Origin of the sequence: Arthrobacter koreensis, from assembly GCF_035792275.1 — a bacterium.
Classification (GTDB): domain Bacteria; phylum Actinomycetota; class Actinomycetes; order Actinomycetales; family Micrococcaceae; genus Arthrobacter_B; species Arthrobacter_B koreensis_A.
In genome coordinates, this window is record NZ_JAMWKK010000001.1 from 230885 (window position 1) to 249266 (window position 18382).

An 18382-nucleotide genomic window follows, 5' to 3' on the forward strand; every position below is an offset into this window, starting at 1 on the left:
ACCTTGTCCGGAGGGGAACGGCCATGTCCAGCAGGCACGACGAGATTGATCCACGGTATGACCCTGCTTACCAGCGCGGAGGAGGGGAGGGATACGTGTCCCGGACGGAACCCCCGGCCGTTGTGGAGATCAGTGACGCGCCGGCCCCGGTTCAGCTTGGGCCTTCACAGAACGTGTACTCGGAGCTGGAACGGCACCAGCGCAAGTACCGGATGGCGGCCTGGGCCCTCGCCGCCGGGCTGGTAACAATAGGCGGATTCTTTATGTTCGCGGACACCATCTTTCCGCAGGATCCCAGCGTCTCGGCGCCCAACTGGAACGGGTACCCGGTGGAGCCGTGGCCGCAGAAGCTGCGCTGGGCAGCCCCTAACCTGATTATGCTGGGCATAGTGACCGCCGTCGTGCAGGTCTTCATCGAACAGGTGCAGGCCTTCCGGCTGCGCACGGGCCGGTGAAGATCTCTCCGGGCCGAATACTCTCCAAAGGAGCTCCCATGAGCAGGAAAAGACCCTCAGCGAACTCACTGCAGGACAGAAAAAGGGCCTGGGCATTCTTTCCAGCATCCAGTTCCTGCTCGCCGGTGCAGCTCTCGTGGATATCTGGCGCCGCCCGGGGAGTGAAATCCGCGGGCCGAAGGCTGCGTGGAGCGCAGCCTGCGCCGTGAACTTCATTGGCCCGATCAGTTACTTCGTGTTCGGCCGCCGCCGCGGCTAAACCCGGGTACTAGCCCTTGGGCTGGGTCGAGTACTCCGCCCAGGGCACGTTCCAGTCCCCGTAACCGTCCCACATGGCTGCCGGTCCCACTCCGGTGTTGAGGACCTGGACAAGGTCACCCGGTTCGAACGTGTCATAGAAGTACTTGGCGCCTTCAGGAGACATACCCACGCAGCCGTGGGAGACGTTGATAACGCCCAGTGCACCCATGGCGCCGGGCAGCGCTTCGTGCACGAACACCCCGCTGTTGGTGAGGCGGCTGGCCCAGGACGCATCAAACGGCTCGTAGTAGTCCGGGTCCCCGGGCTTGAGGCCAATGCTTTCGGCACGGAACGGCAGCTTCTCGTGCTGGGACATCACTACCTGGTATCCGCTGGGGGAAGGCCAGGCGGAATCTCCCAGGGTCACGGGGAAGGTGCGGGTGAGCTGCCCGTCAATGAAGACCTGCATGGTCTTGGTGACGTTGTCCACGACGGCAACCCGGGAGTTGTGGACCTGGAAGGTCCGCGTCTCGTTGAAGTTGCCGATCATCGAATTGCCGAAGTCCACGCCGAAGAGCTGCATGTCCACCGTGACCGTGCTGTTGGGTTCCCAGAACGTTTCCGGGCGGTAGCGTGCCTTGGTGTCCGAGATCCAGTAGAACGCACCGGTCTGGGCGCTGCTGCTGGTGACCGTAATGGCGGCCTCGACGGCCTGCTTGTTCAGCACCGGTTCGCTGAAGTTGATCTCGATGGGGTGCCCGACGCCGACCACCGACTTGTCCAGCGGCGCCATAAAAGCGTTGGCCTCATTCGGAGGCGTCACGGTGTGGAAGGACTGCGATTCCTTCGTGGTCTTGCCGTTGGCGTCCGCGAGGGTGAAGGCAAAGGTGTACTCGGTGTTGAACTTCAGCGGCTCAGTGGCCGCCCACTCGGTCTTCCCTGCGGCGAAGTCCCCTTCAACATCGTCCCCGCCGGACTTTGGCGCCAGCGATACTGATTCGATGGTTCCGTGCTGGACCTTGAGGACAGGGACGGAAACCGGGTTCACCTCAGTGGAACTGTCAGCCGGCTCAGCTGTGAAGGCAACAGGGACCGCGGGCTCGGCAGCCGTCGGTGAGGCGGAGGGCTGCCGGGACTGCTGGGCGGAAGGAGTTCCGGCGTCGAACGCACCCGTGGCTGCCGCAACGCCTGCCGCGGCGCCGATCACCAGTACCCCTGCCGCTGCGGCCAGGGCGATCCACCGCTTGCGGCTGCTCTTTTCCTGCACTGTGTCTGTCCCCTACGTCTCTCTTAGCTGAAGCCATCCTACGTTAGCCGCGGGTGCGGCTAATCTGTCAGGACGCTTTCTCCAGTACACCGGCCAGCAGCGGTGCCAGGGCCAGTGACCCTGCCGCGCTGAGATGGTACGCATCCGCATAAAGCGGAGAGTCTCCCACAAAGGCAGGGCACCGCTCCCCGAGGCAGAACCATTCCGTCGTATCTATCCATTCAAGGTCTGGATTGCCCGCTGCTGCTGCGGCAGATTCGAGATTCAGGCGGGAGTGGTGGTCCTCGGCGAGCCGGGTCTCGCAGTCGGCCGGGGCGCTGAAACGGGTGGCGCACTGCGCCGGGTCCCTGGCCTCCGGCGGAGCGGAGAGCACCACGGTCCGTTCGGCCTTCCCCGCCAGCGCCTCGTGGATGCGCCGGGTGCCCTCCCGCCATTCGGCGTCGGCCGCTGCGCCGGAGGCACCGCTGGCCAGGGCCGCGTCATAGCGGAAGGAAGCCATCAGGAGCACGTCCGGTGCCAGCTGGCCGATGCGCTCCACTGCCCAGTCCCGGAAGGCAGGGCATTCGGGGTACGGTGCGCCGCCGATCCGGTTCTGCGGTACATCCGCGGGGGCGCAGCCCGCGGCCGTGTAGACGTGGATCCGCCACTCGCCGGGGTCCAGGACAGCGCGCAGCGCGGGCAGGTAGGCCATAGCCACCGAGTCTCCGTACAGGACCAGGTCCTTCGGCGCATCCTCCTGCCCATAGGTGCAGTGTCCGGTGTTGGCCACGGGGTCCTCGTGGCGGGCTTCGTTTCCGCCCAGGCATCCGTCCACGATCCACTCGGCTGGCTTCGCATTGCGGCCGCCCTCGGTAAAGGAGGCCGGATCGGGATCCAGGGCCGGCCACTGGGTGCTGCCCAGGGCCTCCCGCAGTGCTGCGGTGTGGACGGCCAGGGGGTCCGGCCGGGAAGCAGCGGGCCGTTCCGGGGCGGGATCTGCCGACGACGGCGGATTGGCAGCAGCCGGGGCGGCGGCCGGCTGGAGCGTTGTGTCCAGTGCGGCGGCGACCAGGGCTGCGGACAGCAGGCCGCCCACGGCAGCCATGGCTGCCAGCCGGGCGGGCCGCGGTTCCAGTGCCGGACGGCGGTAGCGGCGTCCGCGTTCCCGGGCGGCGTAGCGGGGCTGCAGCCAGCGTGAGCGGCGGACCGGGTCCTCGATCCAGTGGAAGGAGAGCACCGCGAGGCAGGTTGCCCCCGCCAGCGGCAGGAACGGGGATGCCTCCGGGGCCAGCGCAGCCGCGAACACAATGACCGGGAAGTGCCAGAGGTAGAGGGAATAGGAAATCCGGCCAATGTAGCGGCTGGCGGGGTTGGTCAGGGGCCACATGATCCGGTTGTGGCCTGGACCGCGCGTGCCCGTCCCGGCGGCCAGGACGAGCAGGGCGGAGAGCACGGGCAGCGCGGCGGCCGGCCCTGGAAACGCGCTGTCCGCAGAGAGCAGGAGGAACGAAGCAGTGATGCCGGCCAGCCCGGCCCACCCCGCCGCAGCCCGGCCGGGCGCAGGGATCCGGCCGAGCCAGGGAGCCGCGACTGCCAGGAGCGCGCCGGCGCCAAGTTCCCAGGCCCGGGAGAACGTGGAGAAGTACGCGGTGGTGGGCTGGTTGGCGGTCTCCCACACCGCGAAGGCAAAGCTGCCGGCGCACAGCGCGCCAAGGAAGAGCAGCAGGAGGACCCGCATGCCGCGGTCGGTGCAGCGCAGCGCTGCAGTGACGGCGATTCCTGCCATCAGCACCCAGGGCCAGGCCAGGTAAAACTGCTCCTCAACGCCAAGGGACCAGAAGTGCTGCAGGGGCGAAACTGCGGTTCCGGCGTGAAGGTAGTCGGTGCCGGAAGCGGCGAAACGCCAGTTCCCCATGAAGAAAAAGGACCAGACAGCGTCCTCGAGGATGGAGGCGGCGCGTCCGGGACCAAAAACAAGGAAGGCGCCGGCGGACGTGGCCGCCAGGACGGCAGCCGCTGCGGGAACGAGCCTGCGTACACGCCGCCGGTAGAAATCCGGCAGGGAGAGTTTCTGCGGGGACGTTATTTCGCGGATCAGGATGGTGGTGATCAGGAACCCGGAAATGACGAAGAAGACGTCGACGCCTGCGTATCCGCCGGACGGCCAGGCGAACAGGTGATGGGCGAGCACCGCGAGGACGGCGAGGGCGCGAAGGCCCTCAATGTCGTGGCGGAAGCCCCCTCCCGGCCGGTGCCGCGGCCGGGCGGGGACCCGGGCACGGGATGCAGGCTGGGAGGCACGCGCGGACAAGGATTCGCTTTCGCTTCAACGGTGGTGGGCTGCCTCGAATGTAGCCCGGCCCCGCTGCGGCCCGCCACTTAGCACGCGGCAACGCGAAAATCGCCCCAAACCCTTGACATGTTTGGTTATTTGGGCTGTTTTGCCTGGTCAGACGGCGTCGAGTTCAGCCATCCGGGCCGCCTGCCGGGTGATGTTCTTTGCCATGGACGGGAAGATCAGCCCGTGGAAGGGGTAGATGAGCCACCAGTACAGCCGTCCCAGCAGGCCGCGCGGAAAGTAGATCGCCCGCTGGCTGTAGACGCTTCCCTCGCCGTCGGGATCCACCCGCAGCTCCAGCCAGGCCTTCCCGGGCACCCGCATCTCCGCCCGCAGCCGCAGCAGGGTGCCGCGCTCCAGCAGTTCCACGCGCCACCAGTCGACGACGTCGCCGGTCAGCAGTGTGGACGGATTCCGCCGCCCGCGGGTCAGGCCGGCCCCACCCACCGTCTTGTCCAGCACGCCGCGGATGGCCCATGCCATGGGCAGGGAATACCAGCCGTTCTTGCCGCCGATTCCTTCGATGACCTGCCAGATGTGGGCCGGATCAACAGCTGAACCGCGGCGCCGCTGGTCCACGTAGACGGTCTGGCCTGCCCAGTCCGGGTCTGAGGGGAGCGGTTCGGAGGCGAGGTCCGCGGCGCTGGAGGCGCTCGCCCAGGTTGTCTCCACCTCGTTGCGTGCCTCTTTGCCAAGGGCCCGGGTGACGGCGTCGTGGTAGTTGGTCAGTCCGCCTTCCGGGACCGGTATGTAGTTGTTGATGTCCCGTTCCTTGGCCACCGCATCGTGCTGCAGGGATTCGACGAGCGGCCGGGACATCGTGAGGGGAATCGGAGTCACCAGCGCCACCCACAGCCCGGCCAGCTTGGGGGCGGGGATCGGCAGGGCGTAGATCCGGCGCCTGGGCAGGCCGGCCACTTCCGCGTAGCCGTTCATGATGTCCGCGTACTCCAGGACTTCGCCGGAGCCGATGTCGAAGGTGCGGTTCAGGCCTTCGGGCAGGTCCGCGGCCCGGACCAGGTAATACAGGACGTCACGGACGGCGATTGGTTCGATTTTCCGGCGGACCCAGCTGGGGGCCGGCATGACCGGCAGGGTTTCGGTGAGGTGCCGGATCATTTCGAACGACGCCGAACCGGAACCGATCACCACCCCGGCCTGGAACACCACCGCGGGAACCGCGCCGTTGAGCAGGATCTCCCCGACGGCTGTCCGTGAGGCCATGTGCGGGGAGAGCTCGCCCTCGTTTGGGTGCAGGCCGCCCAGATAGATGATGCGCTTGACGCCCGCCTTCTCCGCAGCGGAGGCCACGATGTTGGCGATGTCCTCCTCCTGCTTGGCGAAGCCCTTGCCGGAGGCCATCGAATGAACCAGGAAGTACACGGTGTCCACGTCCTGGAAGGCGCTTTCCACCGATTCGGCGTCCGAGAGATCGCCCTGCACTATTTCGACGTCGTCGTGCCACGGGACGTCGTTGAGCTTCTCCGGGGACCGGACCAGCACCCGGACGGTGCGGCCGTCCGCCAGGAGAAGCGGAACCAGGCGCCCGCCTATGTAGCCCGTAGCTCCGGTGACCAAGACCCGCTGAGTGTCCGTCATTTCCCCAACATACACATCGGCCGACCCGCTTCGGGGGCCGTTGCACTATCCCTCCCAAAAACACCTCAACATTTTGTAAGCATGCTGATGTCTACTGGATATTGCCGCATAATCCCGGTAAGACTAGAGGGCATGGCGACAACGGGAACGGCCCCGAAGCAGCGGGAAACGGTCAACGTGGAGGGACACCGCCTGCGCCTGACCTCGCTGGATAAGGTCCTGTACCCGGAGACGGGAACCACCAAAGCGGACGTCCTGTCGTATTACGCCGCGATTGCCCCAACGCTGATTCCCTACGCGCGCAACCGGCCGGCGACCAGGAAGCGGTGGGTCAACGGCGTCGGAACCCCGGATACCCCCGGGCAGGTTTTCTTCCAGAAGAACATTGACGATTCGGCGCCGAGCTGGGTCAAGCGGTACACGATCGAGCACAAGGACCACGCCAACGTGTATCCGCTGGTCAACGACCTGGCCACACTGACCTGGCTGGCCCAGCTGGCAGCCCTGGAAATCCACGTTCCGCAGTGGCAGTTCGGGCCGCGGGGAGTCCGGCAGAACCCGGACCGGCTGGTGCTGGACCTGGATCCCGGAGACGGTGCTTCCCTGGCTGACTGCGCCGAAGTGGCCCGCCTGGCCCGCAGCATCCTCACGGACATGGGCCTGGACGCCCGGCCGGTCACCAGCGGTTCCAAGGGCATCCACCTCTACGCGGCGCTGGACGGCGGGCAGACCTCGGATGAAGTCAGCGCCGTCGCCCATGAACTGGCCCGGGCACTGGAAGCCGACCATCCGGACCTGGTGGTCAGTGACATGAAGAAAACGCTGCGCAAGGGCAAGGTGCTGGTGGACTGGAGCCAGAACAACGCCAACAAGACCACCATCTGCCCCTACTCGCTGCGCGGCCGCTTCCGGCCCATGGTCGCCGCGCCGCGGACCTGGGAGGAACTGGAGGACCCGGACCTGGCGCAGCTGGACTACGAAGAAGTCCTGGACCGCATCGAGGACATCGGGGACCCGCTGGCCGGCATGCACACCGGCGAAGCTGATTCCGGGGTACTGGAATCGGACGCCGAACCGGACAAACTGCACAAGTACCGCAGCATGCGCGACGCCGCGAAGACCCCCGAGCCGGTGCCCGCCGAAGCGCCGAAGGCAGTGGAAGGGGACGGCAACAGCTTTGTCATCCAGGAACACCACGCCCGGCGGCTGCACTGGGATTTCCGGCTGGAGCGGGACGGCGTCCTGGTCTCCTGGGCAGTTCCCAAGGGCCCGCCGACCTCGCCGGACAAAAACCACCTGGCTGTGCAGACCGAGGACCATCCGCTGGATTACGGCGGTTTCTCCGGAACCATTCCGAAGGGGGAATACGGTGCCGGGGAAGTCACCATCTGGGACCACGGCACGTATGAGACGGAGAAGTGGCGCCCGGACAAGGAAGTAATCGTCACCGTTCACGGCCAGCCCGACGGCGGCCTGGCGCGCGACGGTTCGGCGGTGCGCCGCTTCGCGTTCATCCACACCGGCGGGCAGGACGGGAAGAGCAACTGGCTGCTGCACCTGATGAAGGACCAGACGTCCAAGCCCGCCGAACCGGCCGAACCCACGGGCAAGAAGTCGAAGAAGAAGGACGACGAGAACCCTGCCGAAATGACCAAGGCTGCAGCGAAAGCCCGTCCTGATCCACTGCCCCTGCCGGACGGCGCCGCGGTGAAGCAGGACATTAAGGACTCCGGCATGCCGTCGCTGAAGCCGATGCTGGCCACTCTGGGTTCCAAAGCCGACATCAACGACGACGCCGAGTGGGCGTTCGAAATGAAATGGGACGGCGTGCGGGGCATCGCCGAAGTGACTCCGGAAGGAACCCGGCTGATCAGCCGTAACGGCAACGACATGACCGTTGCCTACCCGGAGCTGCAGGAACTCGGCGGCGCGCTGAACGGTGAACGGGCCGTACTGGACGGGGAAATTGTCGCCCTGAACAAGGCCGGGCGCCCCGACTTCGGGCTGCTCCAGCCGCGGATGCATCTCACCCGGGCCCGTGATGCCGAAGCGGCCGCTGCCAAGACACCGGTGCAGTTTATGGTCTTCGACCTGCTTTGGCTGGACGGAAACTCACTGCTGGAGCTCAGCTACGAACAGCGCCGGGAGATCCTGGAACAGGCCGTTGAATCCAGTGAAGACGACGGGCACGTCCAGGTTCCTCCGGCCCTGGATCTGGGCATGGACGACGCCGTTGAAGCCAGCAGGGAACTCGGCCTGGAGGGTGTGGTGGCCAAGCGCCGGTCCGCGGACTACTCCGCCGGCACCCGGTCACGCAGCTGGATCAAGCTCAAGAACCAGTTCAGCCAGGAAGTGGTCATTGTCGGCTGGCGGCCGGGCCAGGGAAACCGGGCCAACAAGGTGGGGTCACTGCTCGTGGCGGTTCCGGACGGGACCGAGCTGCAGTACATCGGCCGCGTCGGGTCCGGTCTGAGCGAGAAGGACCTGGCGCTGGTGGGCTCCCGGCTGAAAAAACTCGCCCGCAAGACCGCCCCGCTGGACGACGTGCCCCGGGCCGACGCGTCCGACGCCCGCTGGGTCCGCCCGGTCCTGGTCGGTGAAGTGACCTACGCGGAGCGTACCGGCACAGGCAAACTCCGGCACCCCGTGTGGCGGGGGCTGCGGCCGGACAAGAAGCCCTCCGACGTCGTACCGGAAATCCCGTCCTAAGCCAGTCCTCAGACCGTCAACCACCCCAACCGGGAGGAACGCAGCGATGACCGACACCCGTACCCCTGAAGAACGACTGCCCGGCACCGCGCTGCCGCCGGAAAGCCAACTGCAGGCGGTGGATGCCTGGTGGCGGGCGGCCAATTACCTCTCCGCCGGGCAGATCTACCTGCGGGACAACCCGCTGCTGCGCCGTCCTCTGGAACCCGGCGACGTGAAAGCCCGGCTGCTGGGGCACTGGGGAACCACCCCCGGCCTGAACTTTATCTACGCCCATCTGAACCGGCTGATCAATGAGACCGGCCAGGAGTTCCTGTTCATTACCGGTCCCGGGCACGGCGGCCCGGCGAACGTGGCAAATGCCTGGCTGGAGGGCACCTATTCGGAGATCTACAGCCATGTCGGTGAAGACGAAGACGGGCTGCGCACCCTGTTCAAGCAGTTCTCCTATCCCGGCGGCGTTCCCAGCCACGCGGCGCCGGAAACCCCCGGGTCCATCCACGAAGGCGGCGAACTGGGCTACTCCCTGGCCCATGCCTACGGCGCCGTGTTCGACAACCCGGACCTCGTCGCAGCCACGGTCATTGGCGACGGCGAGGCGGAAACCGGGCCGCTGGCTGCGTCCTGGCACTCGAACAGCTTCCTGGACCCGGCGGTGGACGGTGCGGTGCTGCCCATCCTGCACCTGAACGGCTACAAGATCGCCAACCCCACCGTCCTGTCCCGGATGCCCGAATCCCAGCTGGTAAAGCTGCTTGAGGGCTACGGCTACCGCCCGCACTTCGTCACCGTGCAGGATCCAGACGCCGTGATGGCCGCCCACGAGGACTTCGCCGCGGCCCTGAGCACCTGCCTGGCCGAAATCCACGCAATCCAGGCTCCGTACCGGACTGGCGGGAAACTCGCGGTTCCGGCGGACGCGCCCGGGGCCGCCGACGTCGACCCCCACGCCCCGCGCTGGCCAATGATCGTTTTCAGGTCCCCCAAGGGATGGACCGGCCCGCGCGAAGTGGACGGCAAACCCGTGGAGGGCACCTGGCGGGCACACCAGGTTCCGCTGTCCGAGGTGAACGAGAACGACGGACACCGCGCCCAGCTCGAAGACTGGCTGCGCTCCTACCGGCCGGAAGAACTGTTCGACGGCGACGGCCGGCTGCGCGGCGAAATCGCATCCCTGGCACCGGCCGGGAATCTGCGCATGAGCGCCACCCCGTACGCCAACGGCGGCCGGCTGCTCCAGGACCTCCGGCTGCCCTCCTACGCGGAGTTCGCCGTCGACATCGCCGAACCGGGCGGCGAACGGGTGAGCCCGATGCTGAACCTGGGCAGGTACCTCGCGGAGATCATCCGGCGAAACCCGGAGAACTTCCGGATCTTCGGCCCGGACGAGACGGCGTCGAACCGGCTGCAGGAGGTCTACGGCGTCACGGACAAGGTCTGGCAGCAGCGGATCGAGAAGGTCGACGAACATTTGGCCCGCAGCGGCCGGGTAGTGGAAGTGCTCAGCGAGCACCTCTGTGAAGGCTGGCTGGAAGGCTACCTGCTCACCGGCCGGCACGGCGTTTTCAACTGCTACGAGGCCTTTGTCCACATTGTCGACTCGATGTTCAACCAGCACGCCAAGTGGCTGAAGGTCAGCCGGGACCTGTCCTGGCGCCAGCCCATCGCGTCCCTGAACTACCTGCTCTCCAGCCACGTGTGGCAGCAGGACCACAACGGGTTCTCGCACCAGGACCCCGGGTTCATCGACCATGTGGTGAACAAAAAAGCCGACGTCATCCGGGTGTACCTCCCGCCGGACGCGAACACCCTGCTGGCGGTCACCCAGCACATCCTGGGCACCCGGGACCGGGTGAACGTGGTGGTTTCCGGCAAGCAGCCCGCGCCGGTCTGGCTGAACCCCGAGCAAGCGAAGCTGCACGTCAAGCGCGGCATCGGCGTCTGGGACTTTGCGGGCAGTGAAGGCGACGGTCCCGGCCCGCAGCCGGATCCCGACGTCGTTATGGGCTGTGCGGGGGATGTGCCCACGCTCGAAACCATCGCTGCCGCAGCACTGCTGAAGGAGCGGCTGCCTCAGCTGCGGATCCGGGTGGTGAACGTAGTGGACCTGATGCGGCTGCAGGACTCGGCCGAGCATCCGCACGGGCTCTCCGACCGGGACTTCGACACCCTGTTCACCAAGGAATCGCCCATCATTTTCGCGTACCACGGCTATCCGTGGCTCATCCACCGGCTGACCTACCGCCGCACCAACCATTCCAACCTGCACGTGCGCGGCTACAAGGAAGAAGGCACCACCACCACGCCGTTCGACATGGCGATGCTGAACCAGATCGACCGGTTCCAGCTGGCCATCGACGTGCTGGACCGCGTACCGTCGCTGGGGTCCACCCAGGCCGGCTTCCGGCAGTGGCTGCAGGATGAGCGGGAGCGCTGCCGCCAGTACACCCGCGACGAGGGGCAGGACCCGCCCTTCATCAGCGGCTGGACGCTCGAAGAGGCGCAGCGTTCGACGCAAGACTAGGTTTCCCGCGGGCTACCGCCCGGCGGGATGGCATGATCCATCTACACGAAGGAGAACTATGTCCAACGAGCAGTCGACCATTACCGTTTCCCGCGTCATTGACGCCTCGGCAGGGGACATCTTCCACCTGCTGTCCAACCCGGAGCGGCACCACGAGCTGGACGGCTCCGGCATGGTGGTTTCGGATGAGAAGACCAACCGCATCGCCGCGGTGGGAGAGGTCTTCACCATGAACATGTCCAACGCCAAGATGGGTGACTACAAGACGGACAACCACGTCACCGGCTTCAGCCACAACCAGCTCCTGGCCTGGCAGACCGCCGTGGCCGGAACCGAGCCGGCCGGCTGGGAATGGATGTGGGAGCTGGATTCGCTGGGCCCGGACTCCACCGAAGTCACCCTCACCTACGACTGGAGCAAGGTCACGGACAAGGAAACCCTGAAGAAGGTCTCCTTCCCGATGATCAGCAAGGAAGAGCTTGAAGGCTCGCTGAACAAGCTGGCCGCTGCGGTCTCCGGCTCCTAACTCACCTAACCACCGCCGAGGGGCCAGTTACGGCTCTTATCAGGCCTCAAACGAGCCGTAACTGGCCTCTCGAGTAGGGAGTACGACGGCGGCCGGTCCCCGGATGGGGGCCGGCCGCCGTCGTTGTGCGGTGCAGGGTTTAGCCTGCGGACCAGCCGCCGTCGGAGGGCATGATGGCGCCGTTGATGTTCACGGAGTCATCGCTGAGCAGGAACGTGATGGAGGCTGCGAGGTCCTCGGCGGAGGCCAGCCCCGGGATCAGGACGCGGGCCGGAGCCAGGCGGGCTTCGCCGTACTCGGAGGTCTTGCCGCCCATCGGAATACCGGTGGCCACACCGCCCGGAGCAACCGCGTTGATACGTATGCCTTCCTTGGCATACATGAAGGCGGCGCTCTTGGTGATACCCACAACGGCGTGCTTGGAGGCTGTGTAGGCCACGCCGGACGCGGAGCCCCGCAGGCCTGCCTCGGAAGTGACGTTTACGATCGTGCCCTTGCGGGCTTCGAGCATGGCCGGCAGCACGGCGCGCGTCAGGCGCACCAGACCGTCCACGTTCACGGCGAAGATCTTCTGCCACATGGCGTCCGAGACCTCGTGGAGCGGGCTGAAGTCGTCATTGATGCCGGCAACGTTCGCCAGGCCGTCGATCTGTCCGCCGGCGGCGGCGATGATCCGCTCCACTGCCTCGAGATCGGTGAGGTCAGCCGCTACCGGAACGATGGCCTCGCCGAGTTCTTCGGCCAGTTCCTTAATCTTCAGCTCGGCAATATCCACTGCAATCACACGGCCGCCCTCCCGGGCGATCCGGGATGCGGTGGCACGGCCGATGCCGGAGCCGGCACCGGTCACGATAACCGTCTTGCCCTTGAAGCGGTCGGCGACGGTGGGCAGGGCATCCGCTTCGAGTTCCGGCATAACGCCGCCGTTGGCCTGCATCACCAGTCCGTCAACGGCAGCCTGCGGCATCTGCCCCTGGCTGAGGTCCACCAGCTGCTGGAGCTTGAGTCCGAGCGCAGGGCCCAGGGAAGCCTCGTCGCTTCCGGTCTGCGCCAGGAAGCCGCGCAGGATGGGGCCGCCGGCCGGGTGGTCGAGCCACTCCTGGATGGTGTTCTGGGCTGTCAGGGGCTTGTTGGCCGCCATGGACGTTCCTTTCGATCGATGGAGCGGCCGTGGATACGCGGCCACCGTCACTTACACGTGTAAGTAAAGTGTATCTTCGAAGGGTCAGTTGGTCACGAAAGGAACTCCGTGCACGGCAAGGTCACTTCGCACGACGTCGCCCGCGCCGCCGGGGTCTCCCGCGCAACGGTCAGTTATGTGCTGAACGGCAGGAGCGGGCAGAGCATCTCGGAGACAACCCGGCAGCGTGTCCTGGCCGCCGCCGCGAAACTCGGCTACGCGCCGTCGACCGCTGCCCGGACCCTGCGGCGGGGACAGAGCGACCTGGTGCTGATGCTCCTGCCGCCCGAGCCGCTGGGCCGCGCCCTGGCGATGGTGCTCGATGCCGCGTCAGACCAGGTGGAGCGCTACGGGCTGCGGCTGATTGCGCACCGGCTGCCGGCCTCAGGCGGGGCCGTGGACCTGGTCCGGTCGCTCGCGCCCGCCGCACTGATCCTGACCACGCCGCTGGCTGCCGAAGAACTCGCCGCCCTGCGTTCCCTCGAAGTGCCGCTGGCCTCGCTGCAGCAGGAAATGGACGATCCGCTGGGGCCGGACCTTGGAATCGGCGCCCTGCAGGTGGGGCACCTGGCTGCCGCCGGACACACGCGCCTCGGCGTCGCGGTTCCGGATTTGCCCGGCTATGCCTGGCGCGTACAGGTGCGGCTGGCCGCCATTGAACATGCCTGCGCCCGGCTGGGCCTGCATCCGCCCGCTGTGGAGCGGATCCGCCTGGAGGCAGGCGACGCCGCTGCCGCCGTCGCGCGCTGGACGCAGGGACCGGAGCCGGTGACGGCAGCCTGCGCGTTCGACGACGACTATGCCTTCGCACTGCTGTCCGGACTGGCCTCACACGGTCTCTCCGCGCCGGCTGACCTCGCCGTCATCGGCGCCGAAGACCTTCCGCTGGCTGGGCTGGCCGTGCCGCCGCTGACCACCGTCAGCGTGCACGCCAGGATGCTCGGCACGCTGTTCGCGCAGCTGGCGATCGCGCCCCTGCTGGGCGCCGACGCCGACAGCTCGACAGAGCATGTCCGCACGCCGGACGCAGCACCGGCAGCGCAGCCGGTACCTCCCGTGACCCTCGTTCAGCGCGCGTCCGCCTAGGGGCGGATCCGTTCTGCAGAAAAGTGACCGGTTTGCGGTTTTGCGGCCGGTTACAAGCGGCAGCAAAACCGCAAACCGGCAGGAGAATTGTCAGGCCTCCCGGGCGCGGTAGAGCTGCATCTGCCGGTAGCGCCGGCCCAAGGATTCACGCCGGGGCTTGGACGGGGCGTCCTCTGGCTCGGCCGTGAGGTCGATGTGCTTCTTCCCGAACCGCCAAAGCAGCAGGTCATCCAGCAGGCGGTCCGGCCCTGGAGAGTAGCGGTGGTCCAGGGCCGCGCGGACTTCGGTGATGGCCTCGGCCTGCAGCAGCCCGGCCAGGTCCATGGTTGTTTTGAGTCCGTGAGCTGCCAGCAGTTCCGCCGCCCAGCCCCAGTCATCCCCGGCCTTGCGGTTCACGTGCGGCAGCAGCGTCATCCAGACATGCCGGATCCGGTTGGGTGTCAGCGGCGCCGACCCCTCGCCCTCTTCGTCCCAGAAGCCGGTGACCGTCTCATAGCGTTCGTGCAGCTCGGCGAACTCGTTCTCAACGGTTTCCAGCATGGCCGCGGTGGCAATGAACTGGCGGTCGAAATACGGACTCCAGGCCCGCGGGTCGCCGGCCTTGAACCGGATGTCGTGCTCAATTTCGGACCAGGCATGGGCCAGCACGGTGCGGATCTGGACCTCGAACAGGTAGCTGCCGTTCGGCTTCTGAGAGGGCTCGAGCATCTTGTGGAAGTTCCGGACCGTCTCATTCTGGATCGTGCGCAGGATCAGGTGCCGGCTGGAGTAACCGTAGGTTCCGGACTCGATGGAGCCGATGTCCTTCTCCCGGTCTCCGCGGCAGTCGAACTCGGCCCGCTGCCGCTTGATGAGGTTGGCTGCCTCATCAACCTCGTGCGGCAGGGTCATGATCACGCGCACACCCACCAGGTCCGTGAGGTTGCGCAGCGGATCCGGGAAAAGAAGGGTGGGTACCTCGTCCGGATTTTCCGACGGCAGGGTGCGGGATGCCTTGTCCCGGAAAGACTCAACGGACTTGGTCCGGGAAGCGATGAACAGCGGTTTGACCGTGCTCTCCTCGAACACCGCCCGCAGGCTGGCTTCCATTTCCGCCGTCACGGATTCCAGCGCCGGGCGCACCCGGGCGTACTCGTCCGTGCTGGCCTGGACCACCGGGCGAAGCCGGTCATCCAGGGTGTCCCACGCGCTCACGTCAGTCCTTTCGCAGTTTCTGCCAGCCTAGGGCACGCCGCAGACACTGTCGGTCCGGCGGCGGTTAGGCTCTTCTCCAGATTAGGACGACGGCGGCCCGCCGGGCGCAGCCCGCAGCAGGCGCCCGTGCCGGAAAAAGGAACTCCCCATGCCACAGCGGTTCACCTACGGCAGCCATGCCGAACAGTTCGGCGAGCTGACGCTCCCGCACGGCGGGCAGCCAGTGCTCGGCACCGTGGTGATTATCCACGGCGGATACTGGCGGGCCGCCTACTCACTGGAACTGGGCCGCCCGCTCGCAGCGGACCTGGCCGGACGCGGCTGGGCCGCCGTGAACCTTGAGTACCGGCGCGCCGGCAACGGCGGCGGCTGGCCGCAGACGTTCGAAGACATCAGCTCGGGCATCGACGCGCTGGCAGAACTGCCGGAACTCACCGGCGTGCGGGGGCCGGTCATTGCACTGGGGCACTCAGCGGGCGGGCACCTGGCGGTCTGGGCCGCGGGACGGAAGGCGCCCCGGGTGCCGCTCGACGCCGTCGTCAGCCAGTCAGGGGTGCTTGACCTGGCGCTGGCGCACCGGCTGGGACTGAGCGACTGCGCTGCGGAGAACTTCCTGGGGGCAGCCCCGGAGAAGGACCCGGAGCGCTGGCGGGAAGCCGATCCGGCCCGCTCCGTGCCGGTGCCTGTGCCGGTTTTCGTGCTGCACGGCGCCAGGGACACCACGGTGCCGCGGGAACTGGCGGAGAACTACGTCCAAGCGGCGGGGGCGGCCGGTGGAACAGTGGAACTGAGGCTCATACCCGGAGACCACTTTGAAATGATCACCCCGGGCACGCCCGCCTGGGCGGAGGTGCTGCAAGCTGTGGAAGACGCCGCCGCGAAAGTCCCCGGGTAGCGCCGCCGGGTCCGCGCTCGGTAGGTTGAGTGCGTGATCACAGTCATCGGCGAAGCCCTCATCGACGAAGTACTCAGCGACACCGCGCCCCGCCGCTCCCATCCCGGCGGCAGTCCGCTGAACGTGGCTGTGGGTGTGGCCCGGCTGGGCCGGCCGGTGCAGTTCATTGGGCGCTACGGCAATGACGCCAACGGTGTGCTGATCGCCGAGCACCTGAAGAAGAACTCCGTCCTCGCTGCCCTGCCCGCCGATGACCGCCCCACCAGTGTTGCCACTGCCACGCTCGATCCGGCCGGCGGTGCCCGGTACACGTTCGACCTGGAGTGGTCCCTTCCCGGGCTGGCCGAGGAGCTGCCGCGGCTGCTGGAGGGCACCACCCTGCTGCACACCGGGTCGATTGCCACCATGCTCTCCCCGGGCGCGCATGAGGTGCTGGCCACCGTTGAGCGGGCGCATCCTCAGGCCACCATCACCTTTGACCCAAACTGCCGGCCCACCATCATCACCGATGTCTCCTACGCCCGGGAGCAGGCGGAGAAGTTCGTCCGGCTGGCTGACGTCGTCAAGGCATCCGACGAGGACCTCGCCTGGCTCTACCCGGACCTGCCGGTGGAGGACGCTGCGCGGGCCTGGCTCCAGATGAGTCCTGCCGTCGTGGTCGTCACCCGCGGTTCCCGCGGCCCCTGGGCGGTGGCTGCGTCCGGAAGCTGTGAGGCTCCGGCCCCGGCCGTCGCCGTCGCAGACACCGTCGGTGCGGGAGATTCGTTTATGTCGGCGCTGATTGCCGGGCTGATGGACCGGGATTTCGACGGCGCCGCCCGCCGTCCGGAGCTGCGGAAGATCGGCGTCGGCGACCTGGAAGCAGTCATCGCCTATGCCGCACGGGCGGCGGCCATCACCGTATCCCGCCCCGGCGCTGACCCGCCCCGGCGCAGCGAACTCATCTAGAACCTCCGGACTCCCGAGGCGTCCGGGCAGCTGAAAGGAAGAGTGCCCATGCAAGCGTACGATCCCACTGAAGACCTGCCGCCCGTACCCTCCTTCGCGGTCACCAGCGCCAACTTTGCCGACGGCGGTCCGCTGCCGCCGTCGCAGTACGCCACCGGGGCCGTGCCCGGCGGCCGCGATGCCTCCCCGCAGCTGGCCTGGACCGGCTGGCCGGAAGCAACCCGGAGCTTCGCCGTGACGATGGTGGACCCGGACGCACCCATTCCCGGCGTGTTCTGGCACTGGGCAGCGGTCAACATTCCGGTGCATGAAACCTCCGTCACCGAGAACGCGTCCCGCTCCGGCATGCCCGAAGGCACCCTCCAGCTCTTCAATGAACTCGGAGAGCCCGGCTATACGGGCGCGGCACCGCCGGTGGGGCACGGAAAGCACCGGTACTTCGTCATGGTCCATGCGCTGGATGTGCCGCTGCTGGATGTACCGGAGGACGCCAGGCCCGGAGTGCTCTCCATGGCGCTGCGCGGGCACACCCTGGCACGCGGGCTGATCGTGGGAACAGCGGAGCGTCCGGAGCCCTAGTGGCTGGCCGTGCAAACCCAGCATTCCCGCTAGGCTGGTAGCCAACGGAAGGGCGGGGCATGCGGCTGGTAGCAAGTGACCTGGACGGGACCATAGTCGGCCCGGACAACAGGATCAGTGACCGGACCGTGAACGCGTTCCGCAAATGCGCCGACGCCGGGATCCGGATCGTCTTCGTCACCGGCCGGCCGCCGCGCTGGCTGGGGCCCGTCCGCGAACAGCTCGGCCACACCGGCACGGTGATCTGTTCCAACGGGGCGATCCTCTATGACCTTGAAGCCGCGCAGGTGACCTGGTCCAGGCCGCTGGCCCTGGACGGCATGTTCCAGGCCGCCGGCATCATCCGGAGCCTCTATCCGGCGGTGCGTTTCGCCGCCGAGACCGTCGAAGGTTTCCATCTGGAGCCGGGATTCCTGCAGGATGCCGGAGCCGACCTGCTCGGCGCAGTCGCGCCAGCACCGCTGACCGAATCCCTGGGCCCGGGCAGCCGCGTGGTGAAGTTCCTGGCCCGGGTCGAGGACATCCACCCGGATGAGTTCCTCCGGAAGGTGAAGCCCGAGGTGGCCCACCTGGTCTCCACCACCCACTCCGCCCCGTCGATACCGCTGCTGGAAATGTCCGCGCCCGGCCTGGATAAGGCCGTGACGCTGGCGGAATACGCGGAGTCGCTGCGGATCGACGCCGCCGACGTGGTGGCGTTCGGCGACATGCCCAACGACCTGGGCATGCTGGGCTGGGCCGGCCGCGGCTACGCCATGGCCTCCGGGCACCCTGCTGTCCGGGCCGCTGTGGCCCGCGAGGCCCCGCCGTTCGCCGAAGACGGCGTGGCGCAGGTGCTTGAGGACCTGCTGCGCGGCCGGTAG

The 18382-nt window shown here is 67.3% G+C and carries 15 protein-coding genes; 10 read left to right on the plus strand and 5 right to left on the minus strand.

Annotation, left to right across the window (positions count from 1 at the left end):
* Positions 1 to 23: 23 nt before the first annotated feature.
* Both NGB94_RS01125 and NGB94_RS01130 read left to right on the plus strand, forming a co-directional pair.
* A complete protein-coding gene (locus tag NGB94_RS01125; RefSeq protein WP_325788451.1) occupies positions 24 to 455 on the plus strand; it encodes a hypothetical protein in 432 nt (143 codons plus the stop codon).
* A gap of 115 nt (positions 456 to 570) precedes the next feature.
* The gene (locus tag NGB94_RS01130; RefSeq protein ID WP_325788670.1) at positions 571 to 714 is read left to right on the plus strand and encodes a PLDc N-terminal domain-containing protein; all 144 of its coding nucleotides are present in this window, start codon (positions 571 to 573) and stop codon (positions 712 to 714) included.
* Between the two features lie 9 nt (positions 715 to 723).
* On the opposite strand, the gene NGB94_RS01135 is transcribed toward NGB94_RS01130, so the two are convergent.
* The 3 genes from NGB94_RS01135 to NGB94_RS01145 form a co-directional block, all read right to left on the minus strand.
* On the minus strand, positions 724 to 1962 hold the full coding sequence (locus tag NGB94_RS01135) for a L,D-transpeptidase (protein ID WP_325788453.1): 1239 nt from the start codon (positions 1960 to 1962) through the stop codon (positions 724 to 726).
* Positions 1963 to 2029: 67 nt separating this feature from the next.
* Entirely contained in the window at positions 2030 to 4252 is a 2223-nt protein-coding gene (locus NGB94_RS01140) for an acyltransferase family protein (protein ID WP_325788454.1), read from the minus strand.
* A gap of 138 nt (positions 4253 to 4390) precedes the next feature.
* A complete protein-coding gene (locus tag NGB94_RS01145) occupies positions 4391 to 5878 on the minus strand; it encodes an SDR family oxidoreductase (RefSeq protein WP_325788456.1) in 1488 nt (495 codons plus the stop codon).
* A gap of 132 nt (positions 5879 to 6010) precedes the next feature.
* Here NGB94_RS01145 and NGB94_RS01150 point away from each other — a divergent pair, with 132 nt between their 5' ends.
* From NGB94_RS01150 to NGB94_RS01160, 3 genes are read left to right on the plus strand one after another with little or no spacing between them, the layout of a single operon-like run.
* Positions 6011 to 8587: an ATP-dependent DNA ligase gene (locus tag NGB94_RS01150; protein ID WP_325788457.1), complete on the plus strand. Its 2577-nt coding sequence runs from the start codon at positions 6011 to 6013 to the stop codon at positions 8585 to 8587.
* 46 nt (positions 8588 to 8633) lie between these two features.
* Entirely contained in the window at positions 8634 to 11111 is a 2478-nt protein-coding gene (locus NGB94_RS01155) for a phosphoketolase family protein (protein WP_325788458.1), read from the plus strand.
* 58 nt (positions 11112 to 11169) lie between these two features.
* The gene (locus NGB94_RS01160) at positions 11170 to 11637 is read left to right on the plus strand and encodes an SRPBCC family protein (RefSeq protein WP_325788460.1); all 468 of its coding nucleotides are present in this window, start codon (positions 11170 to 11172) and stop codon (positions 11635 to 11637) included.
* A gap of 139 nt (positions 11638 to 11776) precedes the next feature.
* Here NGB94_RS01160 and NGB94_RS01165 read toward each other — a convergent pair whose 3' ends face one another.
* Positions 11777 to 12778 (minus strand): SDR family oxidoreductase, encoded by a 1002-nt coding sequence (locus NGB94_RS01165; RefSeq protein ID WP_325788462.1) that lies wholly within the window; start codon positions 12776 to 12778, stop codon positions 11777 to 11779.
* Positions 12779 to 12886: 108 nt separating this feature from the next.
* Between NGB94_RS01165 and NGB94_RS01170 the strand changes: the two genes are divergently transcribed.
* Complete coding sequence (locus NGB94_RS01170) at positions 12887 to 13903, plus strand: LacI family DNA-binding transcriptional regulator (protein ID WP_325788464.1); 1017 nt, start codon at positions 12887 to 12889, stop codon at positions 13901 to 13903.
* Between the two features lie 90 nt (positions 13904 to 13993).
* Here NGB94_RS01170 and NGB94_RS01175 read toward each other — a convergent pair whose 3' ends face one another.
* Complete coding sequence (locus tag NGB94_RS01175; protein WP_325788466.1) at positions 13994 to 15097, minus strand: RelA/SpoT domain-containing protein; 1104 nt, start codon at positions 15095 to 15097, stop codon at positions 13994 to 13996.
* A gap of 148 nt (positions 15098 to 15245) precedes the next feature.
* Between NGB94_RS01175 and NGB94_RS01180 the strand changes: the two genes are divergently transcribed.
* Genes NGB94_RS01180 through NGB94_RS01195 form a run of 4 tightly spaced genes read left to right on the plus strand, consistent with a single transcriptional unit; the run spans position 15246 to position 18382 of the window.
* Positions 15246 to 15992 carry an alpha/beta hydrolase gene (locus NGB94_RS01180; RefSeq protein WP_325788468.1) on the plus strand — a complete coding sequence of 249 codons (747 nt, stop codon included), beginning with the start codon at positions 15246 to 15248 and terminating at the stop codon, positions 15990 to 15992.
* Between the two features lie 33 nt (positions 15993 to 16025).
* Positions 16026 to 16940 (plus strand): carbohydrate kinase, encoded by a 915-nt coding sequence (locus NGB94_RS01185; RefSeq protein WP_325788470.1) that lies wholly within the window; start codon positions 16026 to 16028, stop codon positions 16938 to 16940.
* 48 nt (positions 16941 to 16988) lie between these two features.
* Positions 16989 to 17519: a YbhB/YbcL family Raf kinase inhibitor-like protein gene (locus NGB94_RS01190; RefSeq protein WP_325788472.1), complete on the plus strand. Its 531-nt coding sequence runs from the start codon at positions 16989 to 16991 to the stop codon at positions 17517 to 17519.
* 59 nt (positions 17520 to 17578) lie between these two features.
* Positions 17579 to 18382, plus strand: coding sequence for an HAD family hydrolase (locus tag NGB94_RS01195; protein WP_325788473.1), 804 nt, complete (start codon positions 17579 to 17581; stop codon positions 18380 to 18382).